A 22,800-nucleotide genomic window follows, 5' to 3' on the forward strand; every position below is an offset into this window, starting at 1 on the left:
AGTGCATTGATAAAAACAATGCAGTTTAAATTCGAAACATTCTCTAATTGTTCATAAAATTTTAAGTAAATAGCTCAAAGAAGGAAAACTATTCGGGTATGGGATTTATCCATAAAGGCTCCTAGAAAATAATAGCCCTTAGGATAAGCCTAGGGACTTTGATTTAGCCGATTTTAATAAGATTTTCTCCATAATCATAACGTCAACAAACTGTCCATCTACTTTCCCTTGCTTCTCCAACAGGGCAACCTGAACCATCTTTATTCTTAAATACTTAATTGCTTAAAGGCAATCTCCAGCATGAAGTTCCTGACTTTTGATATAACAAGTAGAGTGAACGGGTGTACAGTATGGACTAATTGAAAAATTAAAAAGATCAAATTTTTGCATCCAATTTACTTGAGTTAACATCCGGTAAATTTATTAACTTATTGCATGTTTAAAATCGACTGATGTTATCGAAACATCCTATTCATACTTATAATGAACCTTTAGATCTGCTCTCCGGTACTATGTGAACCTATAATGAACACGATAGAATAAGATCATCTTTTTTTAATTAACGTAGCGACCGGTTAAGAGTGTTTAGTGAATAATATCTGCATTGACGTATATATTAGTAAATGCTAATATGATTGTCATATTAATAGGAACTAATTTATTTTTCAAACTTTTACCGTACAATGATGTGAAGTAAAGAAACGGAGTTGATTGGCGATGTCTGAACGAAATCATCCGGATTCCTGTTGTTCTGAAACGGGAGGATGCAACTCATCAGCAAAACAACCGGAGTCACAACAAATTCAGCAGGAAAGTTGTTGTTCAAGCCATTCCTGCACCGATTCTATTCAACCCAGCATCAAACCAGGTGCCACGTTTAAACAGCAGATTCAGTTCACCGTAACTTTCAAACCAACGAAAAATAGTGACTGCTGTGCGGATGAACAAGACTGTTGCAGCAGCGAGGGGCAAGAAAAAGGCAAAGAAGACTCTTGTTGTTCCAGCTCTGCTGCTTCCGTTCCAAGGGTCTCTAAGTCCGATTTGAAATTAGATACAGGACAGATGCTTCAATATCGGGTTCAGGGCATGGATTGTTCTTCTTGTGCTGAAACGATTCAAAAGAGCATCTCCCGCATGGAAGGTACAGAAGAGGTTCAAGTGAATTTCAGCACAGCCAAGATGAGTGTTACCGTCTCTGATCCATCCATCGGAAATCGAATTGAATCGCAGGTCAAAAAACTGGGGTATTCCATTGAATCCATTGCTCCGAAGCAAACCGGACAGACTTATATCATTGAAGGCATGGATTGCGGGGCTTGTGCCGTCACCTTGGAAAAACATATGCTCAAGTTTCCTGAAGTCCGTGAAGTTAACGTAAACTTCTCGACAGGGAAGATGCGGATCGATCATGATTTAACGAATGATAAAGTGAAGGAAGAGGTATCCAAAGCGGGGTTCACGGCATTGTTGCCTACCAATAGTCGGTCTTCATCTGATATGGTGGAAGAGAAATCGAAGAAGCCCATACCAGCCACCTTGTACTCCGGCATATTTTTGGTTATGGGATTTGTGGGCTCGTACGGCAATGTATCGGAAATGCTCATCACATTGCTCTATGCCCTGGCTATCGTTATAGGTGGATATAAACCTGCCCGAAGTGCCTATTATGCAGTACGAAGCGCTTCACTCGATATGAACGTATTAATGACCGTTGCGGCTATGGGCGCCGCACTAATTGGTGAATGGTTCGAAGGCGCCACAGTCGTTTTCCTGTTCTCGTTAGGGAATACCCTGCAGAATAGAGCGATCGAAAAAACAAGAAAATCTATTCGTGGTCTAATGAACTTGGCTCCTACGGAAGCATGGGTCAAACAAGGGCAACATTTGGTGCGCATACCCGTAGAAGACATTCATATCGGGGATGTCATCGTCATCAAGCCCGGTGAAAAAATACCGCTGGACGGTGAAGTTACAAGGGGTCACTCTGTGGTCAATCAGGCTCCAATTACCGGTGAATCCGTCCCTGTAGAGAAGGAACCTAGAAGTATTGTTTATGCAGGCTCGGTAAACGAAAGTGGTTCTCTTGAGGTAAGCGTCACAAAACTGGTGGAAGATACCACGATTGCGAGAATCATTCATTTGGTGGAGGAAGCACAAGAGAAGAAAGCCCCTTCGCAAGCCTTCGTAGACCGTTTTGCACGAATTTATACCCCAATCACATTTACTATCGCTCTTTTAATCATGGTAATCCCTCCTCTTTTTGGATGGGGCACTTGGGGCGATTGGTTCTACCGAGGGCTTGAGTTGCTTGTCGTGGCCTGTCCTTGTGCATTGGTCATCTCCACACCGGTCGCCATCGTGTCTGCCATCGGGAACGCAGCCAAAAACGGCGTGCTAATCAAAGGCGGAACGTTCCTAGAGGTTGCCGGCTCGATCAAGGCGATTGCCTTTGATAAAACAGGAACACTGACAGTGGGTAAACCTCAGGTATCTGCGTTATTTACGCAAAAGGTCTCCGAAGAAGAATTACTTCGCATTGCGCTAACGATTGAAGAGCATTCGCAACATCCAATCGCATCAGCCATCGTGGAGCACGCGAATCAGCGGGAAATGTCCCCGCTCCAAGGTGAACAGTACGGAGCTCTCGTGGGTAAAGGTGCGTATGCAACCATTCAAGGCACCAAATATTTCGCTGGTAATCCAAAGCTATTTCAAGAAATGGGCGTACCGATAGTGCATCTGGAAGAGCAGGCTTCCCGACTCCAACAGGAAGGAAACACCTTGATCCTTGTCGGTACGCAAACCAATCTGCTCGGCATGATAGCCGTGTCTGATGCAATTCGGGAGACTACAATAACCACGATGAAGGCGCTGAAACAATCGGGTATTGAGCAAGTCGTCATGCTTACTGGAGACAATGAGGGCACGGCACGCAAAATCGCAAGCGAAGCAGGACTTGATCATTACTTTGCCGAATTGCTTCCAGAAGATAAGGTCTCCGCAATAGAGCAGCTTCAAAAAGAAGGCAAGCTCGTGGCCATGGTAGGAGATGGGATTAATGATGCACCTGCGCTGGCTACAGCCAACTTGGGCATTGCCATGGGGGGAGCTGGCACAGATACGGCCATGGAAACAGCAGACATCGTCCTGATGGCCGATAATCTGGAAAAACTTCCTCATACAATGAAACTTAGCCGCAAAGCGCTTCGAATCATTAAGCAAAACATCTGGTTTTCGCTGTTAGTAAAAGTCGTTGCTCTTTCTTTCATTTTCCCTGGCTGGTTAACTTTATGGGCAGCTGTGATGAGTGACACAGGAGCGGCATTGCTGGTGATTTTGAACAGTATGAGGTTGCTACGCATGAAAAGCTAAGATCTGAACATTATTTAGAGACGAGGTGGATTTTTGAAACAAGAGGCTCCGCATTCGCGAAAATTGGTCATTGCTACGTTACTGATTATCTTATTACTGGGAGTAGGGTATATCATATATGACTACTCCCAGAACAACTCAGTAGTAACAGAAGGAAATGCAAACATCGAGAGAGCACCGAAAGTTACAGGACAGCCCACTTTGGGAAACGAAAATAGCGAGATCACCATTGTTGAGTTTGGAGATTACAAATGCCCATCCTGCAAAGCTTGGGGCGAACAAATCTGGCCTAAGCTAAAAACAGACTACGTTGACACGGGCAAAGTGAAGTTTTCATTCGTGAATACCCTTTTTCATGGTGAAGAATCCTTATTGGGATCATCCACAGGCGAAGCTATATTTCAAATGGAGCCAAAAGCCTTTTGGGAATTCCACGAGTTGTTGTTTGAAGCCCAGCCTGTGTCGGATCATGATGCGCTTTGGTTGACTGAAGGGAGGATATCTGATCTCGTCAGTCAATCCTTCCCGCAAATTGACTTGGCAGAATTGCAGTTAAAAATCAGTAGCACTGAGGTCCGAAATGAAATCGAAAAGGACAATCAATTGGTTACACAACATAATATCAAACAGACCCCTTCTATTATGGTCAATCACATCTTGATTGGTAATCCATTCGATTATAAAAGCATTGTTGAAGCGATTGAACAAGAACGAAATTGAACCGGAAAGGAACATGGGTGTGGTTTTCAAACAATACACATTGTTTTATGCTTGGATTGTAGCTTTAGTAGCAACTTTCGGAAGTCTGTACTTCAGTGAGGTTAGAGGATTTGTTCCCTGTGAACTGTGCTGGTTTCAACGCATTCTGATGTACCCATTATGCATTAGTTTAGGGATTGCAAGTTATTTCAATGAAAAGTCTATCAAAAAATATGTTCTTCCGCTAACGATTCTTGGGATGCTTGTGTCTGCTTTTCATTATATGAAACAAAAGTTACCTAACTTTGAAAGTGTAGCTCCTTGTAAACAAGGAATACCGTGCTCGACTACCCATGTTGACTGGCTCGGATTTATAACTATTCCGTTCATGGCGTTTGTTGCATTTGGCCTAATCACCATTTTTCTGTTGTTAACAAATAAGCCGATGAAGCACAACGGTTGAATTGAATCTTCTATGGCTACATGCTAAATTTAAATTAGCATCATTAGTGTTAGGCTTGGGGGGATAAATTTGAATACGAACGGCTGTGAGGTAAAAGCCAAATTTCTGAGAGGTTTCAGCGACAAAACGAGGTTGCTGATCCTGGATTCCATAAATCAGGAAGAAAAAACGGTTTCTCAAATTGTAGAAGAGCTTGGAGGCAACCAATCCAACATCTCGCAGCATCTCGCCTGTTTAAAAGGATGCGGCATTATCGTAAGCAGACAGGAAGGAAAATACATCTATTATTCCTTAAGGAATGAACAGATCAGGAACCTGTTGCAAGTCATGGATGATGTTTATGCACAAGTGGAGAACGAAGTAGCCTCTTGTGATATAAATGAAGCGTTGAACTTGTAAATATGAACGACTTGTTACTTTTGACTCAAACAACTGTAACTTTAAAAAGCCGATTCTTTCAGGAATCGGCTTTTTGGCGCAAGTATATCAGCATAACCCTGGCCGTACAGGAGAAAAGCTATGCAAAACCTATCGTTTTTCGTCGATTGAAGGAGTTGACAAGGTAACGTCAAATAAACTACATTGTGTAGGGTAACAAAATTTTAATAATTTGATCAATCTCAGTTGTAAAGAATTGGTGATTTTTTAAGGTTTAATAGCTTTATAGCGATTTATATGACTAATAAAGCAGAAGCTTGACCTTACAACTAGTGTATAGGAAGGTAGATGATTAGTGAAAAAGCTAGCAACAGCTCTAATAATAAGCTGTATTACTGCTACTGTTCTCAGTCCTGATTATAGTCTGCTGTTTCAAGTATTAGTGATATTGAAAATGATCTAAAAGAGCTCGAACAACAGTCTAAATCGGCAAAATCAGCACAGGAAAAAGCTGATAAGAAAAAGAAGGAAGCCGCATATTACATGCAAAAGCAAGAATCTTACTTGAAGAGCGTAATGGATCAAATAAATTACGTAAGCAATGAGCTTGCTAAGGTTTCTTACAATATCGAAACAACTGAAGAGAACTTGCGCACTACAAAGATAGAATTACAAGTTGCAGAAGAGCGAATTTCTGCTCGTGAGAGTTTACTTGAATCCAGAGTGCGATTTATGTATACGGATGGTTCAGTTTCTTATTTAGATGTGTTGTTGTCATCGACAAGCTTCACTGATTTTCTTAAGAGAATGGATTCTTTAAAAATGATTGCAAATCAGGATCAAAGTCTTTTAGCCGAGCACAAAAAGGATAAACAGCTCGTTGTAGTGAAGAAACAACAGCTTGATGAACAATACTTGGAGCATAAACGACTTTACGCTGAGAAAAAGGCTCGTAAAGGGGAGTTAGCCAGAAAGGAGCAAGAAAAGCAAAAACTTATTGCTGGATACAAGAAGGAGATTGAGACACAAAGTGAACTAAGTGATAGGCAGGATCGTATGTTAGTTGAAATAGCGTTAAAACGTTCTGCTTTAATCCAGGAAAAGAACGAGATGAAAGAAGAACAGGCAGCAAAAGCGGCAAAGGCGAAAGCGGCTGCGAAAGAAGCAGAAAGAAAAAATGCGTTACAAAAGATTTCGAGCTCTAACAATACACCCAGCAAGAATAGTTATCCTGGCGGGAAGGGAGTGTTTGGTATGCCGATTAAAGGCGCTTATATTTCCTCCAATTTTGGTCCACGTGTTCACCCCATAACAGGCGAAGTAGGGAAGATGCATAATGGCACAGATTTCGCCGCCCCTCAGGGTACTAGTATTTATGCAGCAGAAGATGGTGTTGTCATTATGGCAGAATGGTACGGCGGATATGGGAACACGGTTATTGTTGATCACGGTGATGGACTGTGGACACTCTATCCTCATATCAGAGAAAACGGTATTCTTGTTAAAGAAGGAGAGTCTGTAACACGTGGTCAAAACATTGCAGAAGTGGGCTCGACAGGCAATTCAACTGGTCCTCACTTGCATTTTGAAGTACGTGTGAATGGAAATCCACAGAATCCGTTAAGTTACTTGTGAAGATACATTCAATAAAGTGTGTACAATTGCTTTTTCGCTTTCTCTGTTAAAGGTATCTTCTTGTTATTAGGAACATTCGTTGTTGACAGTGGGAAGTGATTAATGCTTACGTTGGGTTGTTTACTCACAGTACTAAATGCAATGGGAGTTTAAAATGAAAGATCGATTCCCTTGTATTGAGCTATAAAAGTGGAAATATAAATTAAAAGGACGCCTTTTCCTTGGTAGGATTGACGTCCTTTTTTTGATCATAGAAATAGGTAGTATAACTGAAAATTGATGAAAATATGACCGAATTTTGAATAAAGAATGACACATGATAAAAAGTACTACAATTCGTAGTTCCTTTTTTTATAATATATATCAGTAGGATAACTTTATTGAGGATTATGGATGTATGATCCTCATTTTTTAATTTGTAATTGAATTTGCTTGCTTCAAAATGAATATGATTTTACTCATTAATTTTATCTAATGAATAAGAAGGACTAGAGAGAGGTGAAATATTGTTAAACAGAAGTTTAAAACAAAAACAAATACTAATTATAGATCAAAATTGGCGCATTAGAGAAAAGCTACGCATTGTCTTAGAAGAAGAGAATTATGTGGTTGATGAGGCAGAAGAAGGCTTACAAGCATTAAGTAAATTTCAGATGCATCATTACGAACTCATAATCTTGGATTCATTACTACCAGACATTTGTGGGATAGAACTATGTAGACTATTTCGATATAGAGGGAACATTCCGATTATTGTTTTAAGCTCACAACCGAATGAACATGAAATTATAAAGGCATTTCAAGTTGGAGTTGACGATTATGTGAAAAAGCCATGCAGCATCCGTGAAGTAATACTACGTGTTAAAAATATATTGGGAAGATTCAAAAATTCCTTTGAACATGAAGGAATACAGAAATCTTGCATTGAGATTGGTAAACTCCAAATTTCTCCTGAATTCCGTAAAGTAACTTATGAAGGTCGAACCATTTATTTATCCCCAATGGAATATGGATTGCTTTATTTTTTATCTTTGAACCGTGGAAGAGCATACACACGGGAAGAATTATTAAATGAAGTTTGGGGCGATAAAAAGATAGACGTAAGGGATTCACGAACAGTGGACACTCACATCAAGCGACTGAGAGGAAAATTATCTCCTGAACAAGAAGAGCTTATTAATACGCTCTGGGGTTATGGTTACATTATAAAATAATGTTTCCTTGAAGGAAGTACATTCAGCAGACTAACACCAAGTACTTTTACATTTATAACCTTGAATTTATTAATTCAGACATGGTTAGAATACCTTCGATCCCATTTCAGAAAGGATGATACTACATGCAGGAAATTTCTATCCCAGAACATTATGAAGTGAAACTTCACAATGGACACTATGACTTAGGAAAACATGAAGAAGCCCATACTGGTTATTATGAAGGGAACTTGGAGACAATCTCAGGAGAACCACCTCAAGGACATATTCCACATGGTTACCATTGGATTTCAATCCCAGGTCATTTTGATCGGCATGAAAATCACGAACATTATGAAGGACCTCACTGGGCTCTTCATGAACATCACTGATTATTTTAACTGAATTAAAATATGCAGGATATTGTTCTATGAACAAAATCCTGCATATTGTGTTTATTAGGACGATCTAAACTAATTTTTACAAGAGAAGTGTTTTGTCATATTTCTGTAGCTCCTGACAAATATAACATGTTCATAAACTTAAGGTCTGAGGAAACAACTTTGATTTAACTGTCTCAGAAGATAGTTTGTTAATTTGAGATGATACATAACGATGTAATTATTGGATAAAATACATGGTAAGTGCTACAAATAAACATCTAACCCATATCCCTAAGCTATACCTAATTATAGAGGCGCGTAAAAGGAGGATCTGTACCAGTAATAGTATAGGTTCGAAAATCTATAACCAAACAACAATTTTCGTGTAGTATAGGAGGCTTTAACATTGCAAAATTCAACCAAACCAGCTAATCCCCCGAATTCAGATGAGCATGCCCATGAACATGGGGGCTTTTTCGGTCAACACACGGAACTGATCGCTTCACTGTTATGCGGATTATTCTTGGGAATCGGTTTTCTACTGCATTTTTCCGAAAGGATCCCTGATTGGACCAGTTTGGTGAGTTATGTGTTGGCCTACATTTTCGGTGGATACTTCACCACGAAAGAAGCTATAGGATCCATGAGGCGCGGCCGTTTCGAGATTGATTCGCTGATGATTTTGGCTGCCCTTGGGGCTGCTCTTTTGGGGGAATGGGCAGAAGGAGCTCTACTTTTATTTTTATTTAGTTTGGGACATTCCCTAGAGCACTTCGCAATTGGAAAAGCCAGGAAGTCCATAGAAGCATTAACGAAACTCGCGCCTAAAACCGCGATTGTCCGACGTGGTGATCTCCAAATCGACATTTCTGTCGAAGAACTTCGTGTAAACGATGTGATCATCGTGAAGCCTAATAGCCATATAGCGGCAGATGGCATTGTGATTAAAGGTTCCAGTAGCGTGAACCAATCCTCCATCACAGGTGAGAGCATTCCCGTAGATAAACAACCCTGGATCGAAAATCTCCCTACAAACGTGATTTTCAACAAAATTCCTCCTGAGAATAGGGTTTATGCAGGGACCATTAACGGAACTGGCGGATTGGAAATTCAAGTCGTCAGAGAAGAGAGCGATTCTACCTTAGCCAAGCTGGTACAACTCGTTAATGAATCCGAATCCCAAAAGTCTCCTACCCAACAATTTACGGACAAGTTTGAGAAGATTTTTGTTCCCAGTGTGTTGGTGTTGGTAGCATTGCTTCTTTTAGCCTTTTTGGTTATTGAAGAACCATTCTCAGATAGCTTTTATCGAGCCATGGCCGTGTTGGTTGCCGCAAGTCCTTGCGCGCTGGCCATATCCACTCCTAGCGCTGTTTTAAGCGGTATTGCAAGAGCGGCGAGAGGGGGAGTGCTGGTAAAAGGCGGAGCTCCGTTGGAAGATTTAGGGGGACTCACAGCAATAGCCTTTGACAAAACAGGGACTTTAACCGAGGGCAAACCCAAACTTACTGAAATATTCCCCTATGGAAGCGTAACGTCTGATCACCTGATGGGCATTGCTGCTGATGTTGAAGCACTAAGTGATCATCCACTGGCTGCGGCAGTTGTCAACGGAGTCAAGGAGCGACTCGGAGAGCGAAAAGGAAGCGAAGCATCGGATTTACAATCCGTAACAGGCAAGGGCGTTATTGCAATGTGGGAAGGTGAACAGGTCTATATCGGCAATCGAAGTTTATTTGAAACCGAACTATCTGTTAAAATACCTGAGGATTTGCGGTCCAAAGCCACGGAACTTGAGTCTAAGGGGAATACGACGATGATTGTTAGAAAAGGAGACACTTTTCTTGGCATCATTGGTTTAATGGATGTGCCAAAAGATGAAGCTGCAGATGTGATCTTACTGCTAAAACAAGTAGGGATTCGGCGGATCACCATGATTACGGGTGACAACCAGAATGTGGCAACATCGGTTGCCAAGCAGATTGGGTTAACCGATGCATGGGGCGATCTATTGCCTGAGGACAAGGTGAAGGCCATCGAAGAATTAATGGCGCAGGAAAACAAGGTGGCCATGGTGGGAGATGGAGTCAACGATGCACCCGCTCTGGCAAAGAGTACAGTGGGGATTGCGATGGGGGCGGCAGGATCTGATGTTGCTCTGGAAACGGCAGATATCGCACTGATGACTGATCAATTGACGGCTTTGCCATTTGCCATCGGATTAAGCCGTAAAAGCAAAGGGATTATCAAGCAGAATCTATGGGTAAGCCTGGGGGTCACGGCTTTCTTGATTCCGGCCACGATTTTCGGTTTTGCCGGTATTGGCGTCGCAGTGCTGATTCATGAAGGATCAACGTTATTGGTCGTCTTCAATGCCCTAAGACTACTCGCGTACAACAATTCGCATGAAAACGGAGAAACATGAAAAAAACGAGTCACCGCAAGGTGGCCCGTTTTTTTCATTATTGCGACAAACCATCCGTGACTTTGTCAATATTCCATTTGACCATGGTAATGTACGTGTCGCCATCTTCACCTTTTTTGGCAAGGGAATCTGTAAATATGTTCGAGTGAATAGGGACCCCTGTTTCATTAGAGACGGTTTTCATCGTCTTCGGATTGACGCTGGTTTCAACAAACAGCGCTGGAATTTGGTTGGTTCTAATAATGTCGATGATGCCGTTCATCTGTTCAGGAGTGCCTTGGTTATCCGTATTAATTTCCCAAATATACGCGGCCTCAAAACCGTAAGCCTTGGAAAAATACTTGAATGCACCCTCGCTGGTTACCAAAATCCGCTTCTCTGCGGGAACTTTGGCAATTAGATCCTTGGCGTACTGATCGGCTTCCTCTAATTTGGCAACATAGGTAGCATGGTTGTCCAAGTAATATTGCTCGTTGTCCGGATCTTTCTCAATGATCCGTTTCGTAATGACATCCACATACTTGATCCCGTTTTGAATGTCGAGCCAGGCATGAGGATCTTCCTGCGTTTCTTTTCCTTCTTCGCTAAGATACATCGGCGTTACTTCTTCTGACACTACGAACGCAGCGTCCGTTTTATTCGTAACCTTCAGAAGATCCTGGAACCAGCCTTTCCCGGTCTCGAGATTAAGTCCGTTATAAAACACCAGATCGGCCTCCGATATTTTTTTCGTATCTTGTGGTAAAGGGTCATACATGTGAGGATCTGTTCCAATCGGAACCATGCTGTATACTTCCCCTTTGTCACCTACGATATTTTCCACCATATCCGCAATAACGGAATACGTTGCTACAATCTTTAGTTTTTCATCTGGTGTAGTCGAAGCCTCCGTGCTATTGGACTTTGTTTCAGAGCATGCGGACAAAATGAACATGAGGACAATAAGAATGCTGATTACTTGTTTTTTCATTGTGTCCTTACTCCCTTCTTAAAAAAGTTGTTTTTGGGGGTTAGAATAAACGAAACCGCAAAGCCGGTTACTCCAACCAGGACAATCGTTGCACTCGTCGGAAGATTGAATTCAAAACTAAGTATTACACCGATCACTCCGGATAACGCTCCGTATATTGAAGCGAACACGATCATATGAAGCAATTTATTGGTCCACAGATAGGAAGTCGCCGCCGGTATGACCAGCATCGCGATGACTAACACAATGCCTACCTGAGACAGGAAGGAGACCGTGACGACCGAAAGCAGGAGCATCAGCAAGTAATGATAGAAGTTGATATTCAATCCATTGGCTTTGGAGACGATCGGGTCAAAAGAACTGATCAACAGTTCCTTGTAAAACAGTGATACAACACCAATAACGACCAGCATAATAATGAAGGACTGCGTTAATTCCGATTGCGGAACAGCCAAAATGTTGCCGAATAGAATATGGGTCAAATCCAGACCACTCTTGGCAAACGTGATGAGAACGATCCCCAATGCGAAGAACGAACTCAAAATAATACCGATGGACGTATCGCTCTTAATCGTGCTGCGGTTGGTAATGAATTGAATGAGAATCGCTGCAAGCAGTCCAAACAATGAAGCGCCAACCAGCATGTTAATGCCTAAAATATAAGATATGGCAACTCCCGGCAAGACAGCGTGTGACAGCGCATCTCCCATCAGGGATATTTTTCGAAGCACGATGAAACTGCCGAGCACCCCCGAAACGATTCCCAAAATAATTGCAGATAGTCCTGCGTTCAATGCATATACCGGGATATCGAGCCATGTCGACAACAGATCAATCATTCTGAGCATCTCCCAACCCTTTAATTTGAATATTTCCCAGAGAAGAGCCGTATGCGGCTTGTATGTTCTCTGTAGTAAAGGTACTGGACACGTCTCCAAAAGCAATCAGTTTCTTGTTGAGAATAATGACCTTGTCAAAATACTCTTCAACCTCATGCAAGTCATGGTGAACGATCAATATGGTCTTCCCTTGCTCCCGGAGTTCTTTCAGAAGATTCACAATGATTTTCTCGCTAACAAGATCAATGCCTACAAATGGTTCATCGAGGAAGAAAATATCTGCCTGTTGTGCGAGTGCTCTTGCAATGAATACCCGCTGAAGCTGCCCTCCGGATAGGTTGCTGATTTGTTTATTCGCTAATTCTGTGATATCCACCAGATCCATGCAGTGATCTACATATGCTTTTTCCTTTTTTCCCGGACTGCGGAAAAGTTTCAATTTGGGATACGTTCCAGTCAGAACGGTATCCCGTACTGTAATGGGAAAGGTTAGATCCACTTCGCTTTTTTGAGGTACGTATGCGATGTTTTTTTTCGCTTGCGCAATCGCCGTACCATTGACGAGAACATTCCCCGTACGTTTTTTTATAACACCAAGCAAAGACTTGATGAACGTCGATTTCCCCGCACCATTAGGTCCAATTATGCCTATTGTAAATCCCAGCGGGATATCCATATCTACATTTTGAAGTGCCGGATTACCGAAGTAATCCACATTAAGCTGACTGATCTGTATCATTGCTCTTCACCCCTTCATTAACTCTCGCCTATAGCAAACTATATTTCCTTTATATAAAAAACATTCCCTAGTGCTAGTTTGTTTCCCTAGGGAAAATTTATTTCCCTAATCAATATATTATCGAGGTAGGCATTTGTCAACAACACAAGTACGTGAAGATCGAACAAGAAAAAACAATCTTGAGGGAGGGATTTTGGAATATTTCGTTGGATTTGTGATTTTTCTCGTTGTTCCCGTATTAATGTTCGGGATTTTGTTGAAATTACCTCATTGAATGAACATATGTTCATATGTTAGTCTGGAAACGGAATGTTCAATAAGTGTATTTTTCAAGGAATGTAGAAAACAGAAGGAGAAAGAGATCGAAATGAAGAAAAGGATTCATTGGAATGGTGGGGGATGTCGATGAAAAAATCCGCTATAGGCATGTTTATGCTTACATTGATACTCGCTTTAACAGCTTGTAGCACGCCCATCGCAGGAACAGGCGGGATTTCTGATATGAAATTATCCATTGAGCGTGAATTACAGAACGAATCTCGTATTGAGGCATCACTGGATGAATCGGTCATTAGTGATGGTTCATGGGTGATGTTTGAGATTAAGGCCCCCAGCAATAAGAACGACATATGGCTTCAAGCAAAATACGAAGGAAATGGAGTATATTCTGCCGAGACGGATCAATTGCCTGACAAGGAATATAAATTATTTGGCCATTATTATGCGGGTGGCGGATTTCATTTTTCCAGACAATATGCTCCCAATTAAACATTCCACATTTTAAAACTGAAAGGGAGGATCCATCAACCCTATGAACATTCGTAAACAAGTGTTGTTAACTCTGATTCTGGCTTGCATTATTGTCCTGACTTTTCCGTCGAATCTGTCCGCGCACACTAAACTTGAACATTCTTCGCCACAAGATGGTGAGGTAGTAACCACGCAACTGCATGAAATTACGTTGCAATTCAACACAGATATTGAAATTCTGAGCACTTTTATATTAATGGACGAGAACAACAAAGAAGTCTTACTGGAAAAAACTCAAATTGAGGACAGAAGCATGGTTCGGGAATTAAACGATTCACTCGTACTTGCAAACGGCAAGTACACGATTCGATGGAAAATTGTAGGGAAAGACGGTCATCCAATTGAAGGGGAATACCGATTCAGCGTCAATCTCCCTGTGAAACCTTCAAATTCTGAACCGGACGAGGAGACCACGGATCCACAAAATCAGGAAGCCGTCCCCGAGGCAGCACCAACTGTGGAACAGTCCGAACCTCTAGCAGACAGCCCACAAAAGAATGACTTCACATGGATATATTATATCGTCGGTATTGCAGCTCTGTTCATCACTATTTGGGGAATCCTGCGAGCCATGAAGCGGAGAAAACCATGACCTGGTATTGGCTCGGAGAACCCGTTCTTTACAGTTGTTTGGCCATTTTGTTTGGCGGATTGATCCTTCCGCATTTCCACCAGACCATTCGAATACCTCGATCTATCATAATTCTGGCCATAACAGGTATTGCTGTCTTTTCATTTTTACCGATTCTTCGTATTATCGTATTTTTCTCGAACGATACCAATTTATATATCATATTTAGAAGTGTCATGTTGTCTTTTGCAGAAGGAAAAGCTTACATGTGGACGTTAATGCTCTCGGCTCTTTCCATGACCATGGTACTCTTGAATCATCGATTGACTCGACTGCATTCGGGCGGCCTCTTGCTCTTTGCTATCGGAATCGTAGCAACGTTATCTTGGTCCAGCCATTCATCTTCCTACTTTGGGTTGCCAGGATTTTGGACACATTTCATTCACCTGATTTTCGTTACAATATGGGCAGGGATATTGAGTGTCGCAGGAAGGTATATGCCGAATAAAACAGAGAATTGGAAGTCTTTCTTATCCTGGTATCATCCATTTGCAGTTGTAGCCATGATCATCATTCTTCTTTCAGGACTGCTTCTGAACTTCAGAAATGATCCGGATTATGTAAATTCCTGGGTCACTTCGTATGGGCAATCCTTGTTGTTGAAACATCTATTGATTATTCCAATGTTCGTGATCGCTTTCTTTAATGGATTTATAATCAAACGCAAACTCAGGAGGGGTGATTTCAATCCCAGTGCATGGTTAACCGTTGAAGCTATCCTTATTTTGTTGATCTATGTGGCAACAGGCTTTTTAAATCAACAGCCGGCACCTCATGAGCTTAATTCAGATACGATGAAACTATCTGCATCCGGATTGTACGATTGGTTTAATCAAGGCAGAGTGATCGATTATCCCGTTCAATTCACAATTGATCCTATAAATGTGTTTTTATATATTCTGGCTTTGGGCAGCATCCTGATTATGTACCTGATGTTAAAACGAAATAAAAATCCATATGTTGCACTGATCTGTGGCGTTTCATTTACAGTCGTGTCTTTTGTAGGACTCATGAATGCTATTTCATGATACAAAACTGAGCTTGGTTTAGGATAAATTGAACCTGTACTCAAATATCGGAGTCATTCCCTACATTACCAACAGTATTTGACAACTTGTGCGCTAATGTACTACAGTGTGTAGGGTTACATTTTTTTAATCTTTTGGCATTCTATAATGAACATGAAAAATTCAAAGGAGGAGCTAGATTTTGAAAAAATCGCTTACCATTGCCCTTGGCGCCATGCTTATGTTATCCAATTATGCAGGATCAGCATCAGCTAACGAGGTGCGAATTGAAACTCAGGTCAATAAAGTGATTGGAACGCCTTATCTTATGGGTGGGACAAGCACTTCAGGATTTGATTGCTCAGGTTTCATTCTGTATATCATGGATAAATACAATATAAATTTGCCTCGTACTTCCCAAATGCAAGCAAAGTCAGGGGCAGCTGTCGAGATGGAAGATTTAAGAACGGGTGATTTGGTATTTTTCAATACGAGCGGCCGCGGTATATCTCATGCGGGAATCTATATAGGAAACGATTCTTTCGCTCACTCTTCCAGCAGCAAAGGGGTTACGATCAGCGGGTTAAACGAGAAATATTATAAAGAGAGGTACGTAATGGCAAGAAGGGTCACATCATTGTATAATTCCAATAAGATGACTGAAGAAATTCATTAGGATCTAAGGAGTGGCTCATGTTTTGTTCTTCAGTATCTTTGATGCTCATTTGGACCGAATAGGTTAGTAACCGTAAAGACAAGCATGCATAAAGAACTACACGTTGTAGTTCTTTATGCTGAAATTGATTAGTTAGAGAATTATCATCTATCTAACCAAACAGCATTGGTGAAACACTCCTAAACGTTTCAGGTTGGCTTATGCTTTAAAAATCGTTAAACTATACAGAGTATAATGGGAACATATACCGGCATTCGTTTTCAAGGAATAGTTCCTGAGGAGGTTACATATATGAAAATAAAAAAAGTACATCTGGATGAGGAAGGTATTCATCGGTTTTTGGGTTCGCTTGAAGCCAAAATCATGGAAGTGATCTGGGCGCGTGGACGTATGACCATTAAAGAAGTGCATGATTTGGTTGATAAACAGGAGCCAATTTCTCTGAATGCGGTCATGACCGTAATGTCTCGGCTACACGAAAAGGGAATGCTGCTTAGACATTCTACTGGGCAAGGGCGTACCCGTCTTACTTTATTCGAAGCTCCTCAATCGAAGGATGAATTTATTTCAGAGCAGACCCAAGCCGTGACAGATGGGTTATTTGCTGACTTCGGTTCATTTATGGTCCAAAATCTGATTAGTAACTTGGATCAGGCAGATCCAGAGTTGTTGAAACAGCTTGAAAGGAAACTCAACGATTTGAGGCGAGATGATGAGTGAGCTTTTCAAATGGATCAATCATCCGCGTAGAGCCTTGTGGTTGTGTTTGTCTATTGTTAGTGTTGGATTGGTGCAGATTATATATGAGGTATACCATCAACTTAGAGATTTGCCCAAAAAAAGCGATATGGCTACGCAATTCAATGCTTTGATCGAAGATGCTGTAACTAATCAGCTCGCAGGAGAGAAACTGTTTTCAGTTATCGTTCTTATCTCCCTTATCATTTTAGGTTATCACATTATAAAACAAGCTTGGATTCATCGTATGATGAGATTGCAATTTGACCATCAAGAACTACAACTATTAACGGACCCTTACCAACAACTGTTTGCTAAATTTGAAAAGAATCGAATCAAAGTACGCGTTATTTCTCACCCGGGGCTGATTGCAATGTCATGGGGGATTGTACGTACACAAATTATATTGTCAGATAAAATGATAGCGCAATGTAACAAAAGAGAACTGGAAGCAATCCTTTTGCATGAATATTATCATTGTTACCGTCGACATCCACTAGGAACCTTACTTTTGAAACTGGCAGCAAAAGCTGGGTGGTTCTTGCCAATCATCCGCGATTTGCTTCAATATATTGAAATTCAGATGGAATTGAATGCAGACCGATATGCTATTGAACAAATGCGAAGCCCTGCACCCATTGGTGAAATCTTGTTTAAAATGGCGAATCAAAAAATGCATCACATGTATGGCGGGGTCTTCTTTGCACACACCGCTATTAACTATCGGATACAACAAATAATTGATCCTTATGTTCCGCTTGCCGTTCCGTTGTTTAAACCTAAAAGTTTGTTCCAATCCGTCTTGTTTGTTCTTTTACTCGGATGGATGCTCATCATTTACTGTGTGTAGATAGGGGAGATATGTAGTTAGTCGATAGAATATATTAGAGAATATATTCGCAGTGAAGGAAATTTGCTGATAAGTCTGTCCTACCTGTAAGCACCTTCTGCACTAACCTTAGATTATATATTCTCATACCTTGGTGATATAAACTAACCTTCCTTAACTAAAATAATGGAAGGTTTTTCTCATTGAGTTTAATATCAAATAGAGTCAAAGGGATGTGCATTGACAAGCAGAAACAATATGTATCCACCATAGGACATATATCTTCGAAAATGGAAAGGATATATTCATCTCCAATCATTGCGACATAAGGTCGGCTTTAATATCTGTCACATCCAGACGCTGCCCGATCGCGGCTGCAGTTGCTTGATTATCGCCCGTAAGCATAATCGTTTTCTTGATACCCATAGCATGCAATTGTACAATAACCTCTTTACTGGATTCGCGTACTTCGTCAGCCACGGCAATTAAGGCAAGCACTTGTTGTTCCGTTCCTAAAACCATTACTGTTTTTCCTTGTTTTTGTAAGCCCTCGATACGCTGCTTTGTTTCAGCTTTCATATTGGAATGAAGTTCCTCAAAAAGTTTTGGACTACCTACATAATACAATCGTCCATCCACTTTGGCCTTAACGCCTTTCCCGGTTATCGATTGAAATTCATCAACGGTTAGAGATAAGTCAGCTCCAAGGTTTTCAGCTTTACGTAGAATTGCGGAAGCAAGCGGGTGTTGCGAACCCTTTTCGAAACTGCTGCAATAGCGAGCAATCGCTTGTCGTCATTGTCATCGAAGGTTTCAATGTCAGTCACTTCTGGAAAACCCTTCGTTAGTGTACCCGTTTTATCAAAAGCAATAGCAGTTAACCTACCAGCTTCTTCAAGATGAATACCGCCTTTAATAAGAACACCATTTTGGCGGCGTTACCAATGGCTGTAACAATTGAAATAGGAGTCGAAATCACTAATGCACAAGGGCAGCCCACAACAAGTACAGCTAATCCTCTGTAAATCCAATCTCCCCAATCAGCTCCTATTAATAACGGAGGGACTACCGCAATCCCTAACGCCAAAATCATTATTGCATGCGTGTAATATTTTGCAAACCGATCTACGAATGCTTGTGATGGCGCACGTTCAGCTTGCGCTTCTTCAACAAGGTGAATAATTTTGGATATCGTGGTATCTTCGACACGCTTCGTTACTTTGACTTCAAGTAATCCTTCTTCATTTAATGTGCCTGCAAAAACCTCATCATCAGTGGTTTTCATTACAGGAACCGATTCGCCAGTAATTGCTGCTTGGTTAATTGTGGAGCTTCCATTAATCACTATACCATCCATTTCAAGTGTTTGACCTTGCTTCACGATCATAATATTACCAACCTGGATATCATCCACGCTGACAGTGATCTCTTCGGTACCACGACGGACCAGAGCTTCCTTCGGTGCAATATCCATTAGGGAGCGAATGGATTGACGTGCTTTTTCCATGGAGTAACGTTCCAAAGCTTCACTAATTGCAAACAATATAACAACAGTCGCACCTTCGCCCCATTCTCCGATTGCCGCAGCACCGATGATGGCGACTGTCATAAGGGTGTTCATATCGAACTGGAAACGGAATAGATTCTTGAGTCCAATGACAAAGGATTATCAATTGCTAGGTATTTTTATGCTGCAGGGGACTTCTTTCGTAAATTGATGTAAATTCGCTCAAGATAAGGGATCATTTGCGTCAAGCTGGAGCAAATAGAAAGCTAGGCTAACATTAGCCTTGCTCTCTTTTTTTTTAATATCAAGTTAAAGTATCGTTGTGCCAAGGGAAGTTCATCAACAGGAAGACAAAGGGGGGTCTCCATTTATGGACAACTATGATTCGATGGATCAACCATTATGTTTGGAGTCTCTCCATGTAAGATCATTTCTTTTTACTCGAGACATGATAACCTACAACGGGCTTCAGGTGTTTAGTAAGTTCGAGTGGTGACTGTGGTTCTGTACATTCAAGATTATAATGGTTAATTTCATGCTCTTAAATCTGTATATATAGAGCCCAAAAGTCGCATTTATAGTGCTTGAGGAATCTATTATCACAATTCTGGGGTCAAACCAATAGAGATGAGTGGATCATCACGTATAACAAGTTCAATCAATAGCTCTATCAGGTGGTTTTTGAGATATTCACCCAGATGTCATAAAGAATTGATCCTTTCTTGAACGTTTAGGGGCGAAGACGTGACCGTGATTGAATTGTTAAAAGGCAAAGATATAATAATTTTAAATATTAGGTTTTGCAGTTACTTGAATCGCATTTCCAACTGATCGGTCGTGAATTTCACTGAGCGGTTGTCACTTTCACCAATTACTTTGTGAAATATTTCTCTTTTTTGGGGTGCGAAAAGGAAATTGCTCCACGAATGCAATGCAACGAGCTCATTGATTGGTCAAACCTGATATCGAATGCAATTAGGGCAAGTGTCCTAGAAAATCAGTAACATCTTACGACAATAATTAGACGGATTTTGAAAGGAGGCTGGAAAGAGATGAGCATTGACACGGTACTGTGGAGCAAGCTGGTGACAGGAATGACACTTGGGTTTCACGTAATATTCGCGACGCTTGGCGTCGGTGTGCCACTTATGATCGCTATTGCCGAGTTTGTCGGCATTCGGAAGAAAGATCACCACTATATCTTGATGGCAAAGAGGTGGTCGAGAGGGTTTGTCATATCCGTTGCGGTTGGTGTGGTGACGGGGACGGCAATTTCGCTGCAACTGGCCTTAGTATGGCCTGACTTTATGAAACTCGCGGGGAACGTAATTGCACTTCCGTTATTTATGGAAGTGTTCGCCTTCTTTTTTGAAGCCATTTTCTTAGGTATTTATTTGTATACGTGGGATCGCTTCAAAAATCCGTACATTCATTGGCTGCTAACGATTCCGATTGTAGCCGGAGCAGGAATGTCCGCTGTCTTTATCACAACGGTGAATGGATTCATGAACCAGCCTGGGGGATTTACAATGGAAGGAGGCCTTTTCACGGCAGTTGACCCAGTGCAAGCGATGCTGAATACGGCTACGTTTTCCAAGGTATTCCACGTTTTAAGCTCTGCCTATTTAACTGGTGCAGCCCTGTTAGCAGGAATTGCAGCTTTTACGATGCTTAGAAAGGGTATATCTGGCTACCACAAAAAAGCTCTGAAGCTAATGATGGCTGTTGTGATGTTGTTTGGGTTACTCAACACGTTAGCTGGAGATGTATCCGCCAAATTTCTAGCCGAACATCAGCCGGAGAAGTTGGCTGCCGCAGAATGGCATTTCGAGACCGAAAGTGGTGCGGATCTGATACTGCTAGGCTGGCTTAATGCAGAGCATGAAATTATAGGGGCGCTTCACTTGCCGAAACTTCTCAGTTTTCTGGCTTTTGGAGATTTCAATGCGGAAGTAATAGGACTAGATGAATTTCCGCTTGATGAACAACCCCCGCTCCTCGTGCATTATTTGTTTGACTTGATGGCAGGAATCGGATTTGCGTTGCTCGGCATCTCCGTGTTGTATTTCCTGTTTGTATTCTGGAAAAAACGCAATGAAGTTAACAAGTGGTTGCTCCGGATTATTGCTCTGAGTGCGCCACTGGCATTTTTAGGGGTTGAGCTAGGCTGGTTTTACGCGGAAATCGGAAGGCAGCCGTGGATCATCCGAGGTTATATGCGTGTAGAAGAGGCGGCAACGACATCACCAAGCGTAAGAATTATTTTTTTCCTCTTCTTGTTGTTGTACATCGTACTAGGCACCGTTTGTGTTCTCGTACTTCGACGACTGTTCAACAATAATCCGGCAGAAACCGAGATGGAAAGGTTGATTCAGCAAGTGGGCGTCAAAACAACGGCAAAGGGTGAGCAGGCACAATGAGTTACGAGTTAATTGGAATTTCGGTGCTCTGGATGTTTCTGTACGGATATTTAATTATAGCTTCGATTGATTTTGGTGCAGGGTTCTTTGCGTTTTATGCACGTTTGACGAAACAGGACCATCTGATCAATCGCCTGATTTCCCGCTATTTGTCGCCGGTATGGGAGATCACTAACGTGTTTTTTGTTTTCTTTTACATTGGAATTATCGGTTTCTTTCCGGATACGGCTTATTATTATGGCTCAGCGCTAATCGTTCCCGGCAGCATTGCGGTTGTTTTGCTCGCCATTCGGGGTTCGTTCTACGCTTTTGAAAATTATGGTTCGAAAAATAACATTCTATATTTGTTTTTGTACGGTGCCACGGGTTTACTAATTCCTGCTTCGTTGTCAGTGGCACTGACACTGTCTGAAGGTGGTTTTATTTTGCAGCAAGGTGAGATGGTTTCCTTGGATTATTGGGCGCTGTTTACCAATCCGTTATCCTGGAGCATTGTTGGGCTGGCTATCGTATCCGTTTTGTTCATTAGCGGCTCGTTCCTAGCCTTTTATGCTTCTCGAGCAGAAGATCACGCTGCGCTAAAGTTGATGCGTACTTATGCGCTCTTTTGGAGTACGCCGACGATCATCGTCGCACTAACCGCATTCATCTATTTGGGTCAACACAATGAAAGACATTTTCAAAATATGATGGATTTATGGTGGCTGCTGGCGCTTTCGGTTGCGTTTTTTATGGTCGCGATGTGGTTGTTATACAATGGACGCCGCTACGGATTGGCATTCATTTGCGTGATGCTGCAATTTTTTTGTGCCTTTTTCGCTTATGGAATTGGTCAGTATCCATATATCCTTGATCCATATATTACGATTCAGAGCAGCGTGACTTCTCCATCGATGGGCTTTGCACTCGTTGTTGTATTTGTCGGTGGGATGTGTCTGTTGGTTCCGTCTTTGATTCTGGTTTTTAAACTTTTCCTGTTCGATGCGGATTATGTGAAAGGCAAACGAAAATAGACTTTTCAATAGTGTATGTGAGGGTAACCCTCGAATGCATTAACATCAAGGAGGAGAATGATTTGAAGGAGAG

At 41.6% G+C, this 22,800-nt stretch carries 19 protein-coding genes and 1 pseudogene; 16 read left to right on the forward strand and 4 right to left on the reverse strand.

What is annotated here, in order from left to right:
• The first annotated feature begins 717 nt into the window (after positions 1-717).
• From QP794_RS23565 to QP794_RS23600, 8 genes are all read left to right on the forward strand, one after another.
• A complete protein-coding gene (locus QP794_RS23565; protein ID WP_285079168.1) occupies positions 718-3,372 on the forward strand; it encodes a heavy metal translocating P-type ATPase in 2,655 nt (884 codons plus the stop codon).
• Between the two features lie 33 nt (positions 3,373-3,405).
• Complete coding sequence (locus QP794_RS23570; RefSeq protein WP_285079169.1) at positions 3,406-4,092, forward strand: DsbA family protein; 687 nt, start codon at positions 3,406-3,408, stop codon at positions 4,090-4,092.
• 13 nt (positions 4,093-4,105) lie between these two features.
• Positions 4,106-4,534, forward strand: a complete 429-nt coding sequence (locus tag QP794_RS23575) for a disulfide oxidoreductase (protein ID WP_285079170.1) — start codon at positions 4,106-4,108, stop codon at positions 4,532-4,534.
• Positions 4,535-4,603: 69 nt separating this feature from the next.
• Positions 4,604-4,933 (forward strand): ArsR/SmtB family transcription factor, encoded by a 330-nt coding sequence (locus QP794_RS23580; protein WP_285079171.1) that lies wholly within the window; start codon positions 4,604-4,606, stop codon positions 4,931-4,933.
• Positions 4,934-5,455: 522 nt separating this feature from the next.
• Positions 5,456-6,547, forward strand: a complete 1,092-nt coding sequence (locus tag QP794_RS23585) for a murein hydrolase activator EnvC family protein (protein WP_285079173.1) — start codon at positions 5,456-5,458, stop codon at positions 6,545-6,547.
• Positions 6,548-7,053: 506 nt separating this feature from the next.
• A complete protein-coding gene (locus QP794_RS23590; protein ID WP_285079174.1) occupies positions 7,054-7,761 on the forward strand; it encodes a response regulator transcription factor in 708 nt (235 codons plus the stop codon).
• Positions 7,762-7,886: 125 nt separating this feature from the next.
• Entirely contained in the window at positions 7,887-8,132 is a 246-nt protein-coding gene (locus QP794_RS23595; RefSeq protein WP_285079175.1) for a hypothetical protein, read from the forward strand.
• A gap of 397 nt (positions 8,133-8,529) precedes the next feature.
• Positions 8,530-10,548 carry a heavy metal translocating P-type ATPase gene (locus tag QP794_RS23600; protein ID WP_285079176.1) on the forward strand — a complete coding sequence of 673 codons (2,019 nt, stop codon included), beginning with the start codon at positions 8,530-8,532 and terminating at the stop codon, positions 10,546-10,548.
• 37 nt (positions 10,549-10,585) lie between these two features.
• On the opposite strand, the gene QP794_RS23605 is transcribed toward QP794_RS23600, so the two are convergent.
• Genes QP794_RS23605 through QP794_RS23615 form a run of 3 tightly spaced genes read right to left on the reverse strand, consistent with a single transcriptional unit; the run spans position 10,586 to position 13,093 of the window.
• A complete protein-coding gene (locus tag QP794_RS23605) occupies positions 10,586-11,518 on the reverse strand; it encodes a metal ABC transporter substrate-binding protein (protein WP_285079177.1) in 933 nt (310 codons plus the stop codon).
• Positions 11,515-12,357 (reverse strand): metal ABC transporter permease, encoded by an 843-nt coding sequence (locus QP794_RS23610; RefSeq protein WP_285079178.1) that lies wholly within the window; start codon positions 12,355-12,357, stop codon positions 11,515-11,517. Before QP794_RS23610 ends, QP794_RS23605 begins: the two co-directional genes overlap by 4 nt.
• Positions 12,350-13,093 carry a metal ABC transporter ATP-binding protein gene (locus QP794_RS23615; protein WP_483311949.1) on the reverse strand — a complete coding sequence of 248 codons (744 nt, stop codon included), beginning with the start codon at positions 13,091-13,093 and terminating at the stop codon, positions 12,350-12,352. The genes QP794_RS23610 and QP794_RS23615 overlap by 8 nt, the downstream gene beginning before the upstream one ends.
• Before the next feature lie 402 nt (positions 13,094-13,495).
• Between QP794_RS23615 and QP794_RS23620 the strand changes: the two genes are divergently transcribed.
• The 6 genes from QP794_RS23620 (at position 13,496) to QP794_RS23645 (ending at position 17,808) form a co-directional block, all read left to right on the forward strand.
• Entirely contained in the window at positions 13,496-13,864 is a 369-nt protein-coding gene (locus tag QP794_RS23620) for a hypothetical protein (RefSeq protein WP_285079181.1), read from the forward strand.
• Between the two features lie 43 nt (positions 13,865-13,907).
• On the forward strand, positions 13,908-14,498 hold the full coding sequence (locus QP794_RS23625; protein WP_285079182.1) for a copper resistance CopC family protein: 591 nt from the start codon (positions 13,908-13,910) through the stop codon (positions 14,496-14,498).
• Positions 14,495-15,565 carry a copper resistance D family protein gene (locus QP794_RS23630; protein WP_285079183.1) on the forward strand — a complete coding sequence of 357 codons (1,071 nt, stop codon included), beginning with the start codon at positions 14,495-14,497 and terminating at the stop codon, positions 15,563-15,565. The genes QP794_RS23625 and QP794_RS23630 overlap by 4 nt, the downstream gene beginning before the upstream one ends.
• A gap of 181 nt (positions 15,566-15,746) precedes the next feature.
• The gene (locus QP794_RS23635; protein ID WP_285079184.1) at positions 15,747-16,220 is read left to right on the forward strand and encodes a C40 family peptidase; all 474 of its coding nucleotides are present in this window, start codon (positions 15,747-15,749) and stop codon (positions 16,218-16,220) included.
• A 291-nt stretch (positions 16,221-16,511) separates the two neighbouring features.
• Positions 16,512-16,940, forward strand: coding sequence for a BlaI/MecI/CopY family transcriptional regulator (locus tag QP794_RS23640; protein ID WP_285079185.1), 429 nt, complete (start codon positions 16,512-16,514; stop codon positions 16,938-16,940).
• Positions 16,930-17,808, forward strand: a complete 879-nt coding sequence (locus tag QP794_RS23645) for a M56 family metallopeptidase (RefSeq protein ID WP_285079186.1) — start codon at positions 16,930-16,932, stop codon at positions 17,806-17,808. The genes QP794_RS23640 and QP794_RS23645 overlap by 11 nt, the downstream gene beginning before the upstream one ends.
• A 297-nt stretch (positions 17,809-18,105) precedes the next feature.
• On the opposite strand, the pseudogene QP794_RS23650 reads toward QP794_RS23645, so the two are convergent.
• A pseudogene (locus QP794_RS23650) lies at positions 18,106-19,450 on the reverse strand (heavy metal translocating P-type ATPase); the annotation flags it as partial.
• Between the two features lie 896 nt (positions 19,451-20,346).
• Here QP794_RS23650 and QP794_RS23655 point away from each other — a divergent pair.
• Both QP794_RS23655 and QP794_RS23660 read left to right on the forward strand, forming a co-directional pair.
• Entirely contained in the window at positions 20,347-21,714 is a 1,368-nt protein-coding gene (locus QP794_RS23655) for a cytochrome ubiquinol oxidase subunit I (RefSeq protein WP_285079187.1), read from the forward strand.
• Positions 21,711-22,727, forward strand: a complete 1,017-nt coding sequence (locus tag QP794_RS23660; RefSeq protein ID WP_285079188.1) for a cytochrome d ubiquinol oxidase subunit II — start codon at positions 21,711-21,713, stop codon at positions 22,725-22,727. The genes QP794_RS23655 and QP794_RS23660 overlap by 4 nt, the downstream gene beginning before the upstream one ends.
• Positions 22,728-22,800 lie beyond the last annotated feature (73 nt).

The organism is Paenibacillus sp. UMB7766-LJ446 (assembly GCF_030226665.1).
GTDB lineage: Bacteria > Bacillota > Bacilli > Paenibacillales > Paenibacillaceae > Paenibacillus > Paenibacillus vandeheii.